The sequence below is a fragment of the Dethiosulfatibacter sp. genome, assembly GCF_983023055.1.
Genome location: NZ_CEZJXU010000221.1, coordinates 1 through 4,152, shown reverse-complemented (window position 1 = coordinate 4,152; position 4,152 = coordinate 1). Strand labels below are relative to the sequence as shown.

The window sequence follows — 4,152 nt, the reverse complement described above, 5'->3', positions numbered from 1 at the left end:
ATCCCATACTCCACTGTTATTATGTTGATTATTGTATTGAATTAAACATATACATTGATTTTATTACATTTTACCAATAATTCCAATATAAACCTTCACTTTTGATAGACCATCCACTTTATTAATGATAACATATAATAAGAAAATCCAGGAGGCATTATGAAAACCATAGCCATTATTCTTGCCGGTGGATCAGGCATCCGATTCAACAACGAAATACCTAAACAATATGCTATCGTCAAAAATAAAACAGTCCTTGAACATACACTCAAAAAGTTCCAGAAAAATTCTTCCATTAATGAAATCATAGTAGCATTAAACGATGAACATATAAGCCAAAGCTTCAAAAACAACCTAGTGGAATCATACCCAAAGATAAGTACTATAACCAGGAACGGTTCTAACAGGAGACTAAGCATTTACAATGCTCTTTCTGCAATCGAAGATAAAGACTGCAATGTTCTCGTTCACAACGGTACCTGTCCCCTTGTAGCAGATGACGTCATAACCAGATGTGTTGCCAGTCTCGGCAATTATGATGCAGTATATCCAGCAATACCAATGTCAAACACGATCCTTATGCATAAGGACGGCTTTGTTGACAAAATGCCCTCAAGAAAGGATTATATGCTTAGCCAGACACCACAGGGATTCAAGTGTGAAGTTTTGAAAAAAGCCCACGAACTTGCAAAAAACAACCCGGAAGTGGATGATTTATACAACAACGACATGGGCTTACTCTGTCACTTTGATTTATGCAAAATTAAAATCATTGAAGGAAACCGGGAAAATATCAAGCTCACATTTCCTGAGGACCTCCTCCTATTTGAGGCACTTATAGGAACTATTTAATTAAAGACTACAACCCAGAAACCTACGGCTTCAAATGGGCCAATGAAGACGGACCAAGATTCCAGTTCGAGCCACAGGGTTATAGAGGGTATATAGAAGGACGACCTGTTAGGGAAATATGATTATTGAATTACCAAAGGAGATGCAGCCTGCATCTCCTTTTCAACGTCTCTATTTCTCAAAAATATATCCTACACCTCTAACAGACTTGATATGTTTCTCGTCCTTATCTATTTTACTTCTAAGTCTATTAACATAAGTAGTGACTGTCCCCTCATCATAGACCTCACTTTCCCATACATTGTAAAGTATCTGCTTTCTTGTAAGCGCAGTATATGCATTGTCTATGAAATATAAAAGAAGCTTGAACTCTGTATTGGATAGATTTACATCATCGCCTCCTGACGTCACCTTGTATGCATTCCTGTACACCCTGATATCACCAAATTCAATTGCACTGTCGTAGCTGTTTCTTTCATGTTTTTCTGACCTTCTCAGATGGGCCTTAATCTTTGCAATTAAAACAACCGGGTCAAAAGGTTTTGTGATATAATCATCAGCCCCAACGCCAAGACCTCTTACCTTGTCGTACTGGGTGGCGTTTGCGCTTAAAAATATTATTGGTACATCATTTGTGACACGTATCCTTTCACATAGTGTTATACCGTCCATATCATCCATATTAATATCAAGTATGATAAGGCTAACCCTTTCATCCAGCATGGCAAGAGCATCCTTCCCACTGTATGCAGCAATGGATTTAATATCATACATCTTCATGTATTCCTGAATCAGGTTTACTATTCTCTTGTCGTCGTCTACTATCAAAACTCTGCTGTCCATGGCTGCCTCCCGCTTAGTTTATAAATAACATTCATTTATTATACAATATTCATTCCTCTTATTATTATAACAGTTTCATGACAAAATATCACAATTCAATTACAGTTGCATATAAAACCCATCAACAACCCTGGGAAAAGGTTTTTTTGTGGTATATTGAAAAAAACAAAGGAGGAACAAACAATGGAATTTAAAAACCAGTCAACAGAAAAGAAATCATACGCATTGAACACAATTATTAAATTTTTCGTCTTTAGCTTTATCGGAATACTAATGTTTTTCATACCAGTTGAATTAGGTGGCAAGTCTACAATACTTCTAGATCATATTGTAACCGGGATAAAAACAAATATGGCTTCCCTGACACCATACTATGCACTAATTATTATAATACTTGGTGCAATCCTTCCTTTCAAGAACAGGACATGGAACAAGACAAAGGTGGATATGGTTTTTTCAATATTCAAAATCTTTGGAGTGGCAGTTGCAATCATGGCTATCTTCAATATTGGTCCTGCTGCACTCTTCACACCTGACATGATACCTTTCCTCTTCAACAAACTTGTCATTCCAGTAGGACTTATCGTTCCCGTTGGAGCAATATTCCTAACATTCCTTGTGGGATATGGTCTTCTTGAATTCATAGGAATAATCATGGAACCTGTAATGAAGCCAATCTGGAAAACTCCAGGTAAATCAGCAATAGATGCTGTTGCTTCATTTGTTGGTAGCTATTCAATCGGACTATTAATCACGAACAGAGTCTTCAAAGAAGGAAAATACACAATCAAGGAAGCCTGCATAATAGCCACCGGATTTTCAACGGTTTCAGCAACATTCATGATAGTGGTCGCTAAGACTCTTGGACTCATGGAACAATGGAATGTATATTTCTGGTCAACACTTGCTATCACCTTCATAGTTTCAGCAATAACCGTTAGAATCTACCCACTTAGCAAGAAAAGCGATGAATATATAGTAGATAATCCTGATATACATGTAAAAAAAGAAGGAAACATATTTTCAAATGCGTGGTCCGAAGGAATGGATGCAGCTGAAAATTCAACTCCATTCATGCAGAACATGTTCGAAAACTTGAGAGACGGATTCAAAATGACAATGGGAATTCTTCCTTCAATACTTTCCATAGGATTGTTTGGACTTCTTCTCGCAAAATATACACCGGTCTTTGATATTATAGGATACATATTTTATCCTTTCACCTTCCTAGCAAGAGTTCCTGATCCCATGCTGGCAGCAAAGGCTGCAGGCCTGGGAGTGGCAGAAATGTTCCTTCCCGCATTGCTGGTTGCAGGAGCAGACATTATTACGAAATTCGTTATAGGCGTTGTAAGCGTTTCGTCCATACTCTTCTTCTCGGCATCGATACCATGTATTTTATCAACAGAAATACCAATCACCATAAAGGAAATACTTATAATATGGGCCGAAAGAACGATACTAACAATACTAATAGCTTCGCCTGTAGCCTACCTCTTGTTCTAACAACAAGTAAAATATGGTAAAATAGAGTATCTACATAGATGCTCTATTTTTTTACATTCAAATAAGACCAATACTATTGAAAGGATGATAACATGAGTCTTAAAAAGAAAATAACCCTTATGATTGGATTAATCATCATAATATTTCTTGTAATTATCAGTGTGTTCATATATTCAATATCAGCAAGAGTGCTAAACAATGAAGCTGAAGAATACATGGAAGTACAGCTTCTGAGAGCGCAAGAAAGAATCGACCTGCTGGTTGAATCCATACAACAGGAAACAGAGCTTCTTGCCCGGGACGCCCAGGTAGCAAAATTCCTCAATAGTGAAATAGAAATGGAAAACCTCAATGATTATCTTTCAAACAAAATGGATGAACTAAACAATGAAAGAAACTACTATATGGACCTCTTCATCATTGATACCAAAGGATTTATTATGTCCACAACAATGAAGGAAGCAATCGATCTTGATCTCTCCGACAGGGATTATATTAAAAAATCAATTGAAACAAAAAAGTTGGTAACCAGCGACATACTTCATGCAAAATCAGATGGATCCATGATAGTAAATACAGTCTACCCAATAAGAAATGAAAACGGTGAGATAATTGCCCTGTCTGGAATAGCCATAAAGGCAGAGGAATTCATCAACTTCATTAAAGATTTCAAACTTGGCACCCTTGGCTACTATGTCATTATTGATTCAAACGGATTCATACTTTCACATATAGATACAGAAAAAATCGGTAATAAGATTGAAAACTCCGATTATGAAATTAATCTTGAAGGAATAGAAAACAACAGCTTTATTAAAGACAAGTCAGGAGACCTCATAAGAACGTACAGACAGATGAACAGCAATAAATGGATACTCATGGCCAATCTTCCGAAAAAAGAACTTGAACAGAAATCAGCTTTACTTCTAATATATGTTCTTGGTCTCGGAG

Annotated in this window: 4 protein-coding genes; 3 read left to right on the top strand and 1 reads right to left on the bottom strand. The window is 36.7% G+C overall.

Annotation, left to right across the window (positions count from 1 at the left end; genetic code table 11):
* The first annotated feature begins 159 nt into the window (after positions 1 to 159).
* Positions 160 to 852, top strand: a complete 693-nt coding sequence (locus tag AC3AX0_RS08455; protein WP_487549861.1) for an IspD/TarI family cytidylyltransferase — start codon at positions 160 to 162, stop codon at positions 850 to 852.
* 171 nt (positions 853 to 1,023) lie between these two features.
* On the opposite strand, the gene AC3AX0_RS08450 is transcribed toward AC3AX0_RS08455, so the two are convergent.
* Positions 1,024 to 1,695 (bottom strand): response regulator transcription factor, encoded by a 672-nt coding sequence (locus tag AC3AX0_RS08450; RefSeq protein WP_487549860.1) that lies wholly within the window; start codon positions 1,693 to 1,695, stop codon positions 1,024 to 1,026.
* Positions 1,696 to 1,878: 183 nt separating this feature from the next.
* Between AC3AX0_RS08450 and AC3AX0_RS08445 the strand changes: the two genes are divergently transcribed.
* Positions 1,879 to 3,201 (top strand): YjiH family protein, encoded by a 1,323-nt coding sequence (locus tag AC3AX0_RS08445; protein WP_487549859.1) that lies wholly within the window; start codon positions 1,879 to 1,881, stop codon positions 3,199 to 3,201.
* Between the two features lie 92 nt (positions 3,202 to 3,293).
* On the top strand, positions 3,294 to 4,152 hold an 859-nt coding region (locus AC3AX0_RS08440), incomplete at its 3' end, for a cache domain-containing protein (RefSeq protein WP_487549858.1).

Coding starts and splice junctions, on each gene's coding strand:
- AC3AX0_RS08450 (WP_487549860.1), bottom strand. CDS start 1,695: ATGGACAGCAGAGTTTTGATAGTAGACGACGACAAGAGAATAGTAAAC.
- AC3AX0_RS08445 (WP_487549859.1), top strand. CDS start 1,879: ATGGAATTTAAAAACCAGTCAACAGAAAAGAAATCATACGCATTGAAC.
- AC3AX0_RS08455 (WP_487549861.1), top strand. CDS start 160: ATGAAAACCATAGCCATTATTCTTGCCGGTGGATCAGGCATCCGATTC.